Source organism: Mesorhizobium sp. M4B.F.Ca.ET.017.02.2.1, from assembly GCF_003998955.1.
GTDB lineage: Bacteria > Pseudomonadota > Alphaproteobacteria > Rhizobiales > Rhizobiaceae > Mesorhizobium > Mesorhizobium abyssinicae.
Genome location: NZ_RZOF01000704.1, coordinates 1 through 489 on the forward strand (window position 1 = coordinate 1; position 489 = coordinate 489).

Genomic DNA, 489 nt, shown 5'->3' on the forward strand with positions numbered 1-489 from the left:
CAACAGCGCTCCAGACAGACAGGCAGGCAGGCAGGCAAATTTGGTCCTCATCCGAGTCGGCGTGCAAAAACCCTCGACGAGAGGCGACAAAGCCATAGCACGCTATTCGACTTGACGCCATTGTACCGGTCGGTACAATATCTCGTCGAAATTGCCCAATGGAACACCGCCATGAGCCGTCCGCCGCTGCCGCCCTTTACCGCCGAAACCGCCGCACAGAAGGCGCGCATGGCCGAAGACGCCTGGAACAGCCGCGACCCCGAACGGGTCTCGCTCGCCTATACTGAGGACAGTACCTGGCGCAATCGCGCCGAGTTTGTTTCAGGCCGCAGCGAGATCGTCGGTTTCCTCACCCGCAAATGGGCGCGCGAACTCGACTATAGGCTGATCAAGGAGGTCTGGACCTGGAACGAGAACCGCATTGCGGTGCGCTTTGCCTATGAATGGCGCGACGACAGCGGCCACTGGTTCCGCTCCTACGGCAATGAG

The 489-nt window shown here is 60.5% G+C and carries 1 protein-coding gene; it reads left to right on the forward strand.

Annotation, left to right across the window (positions count from 1 at the left end; all coding sequences use genetic code 11):
• Positions 1-171: 171 nt before the first annotated feature.
• The coding region (locus tag EN738_RS34960) for a DUF1348 family protein (protein ID WP_127287446.1) at positions 172-489 on the forward strand (318 nt) is incomplete at its 3' end.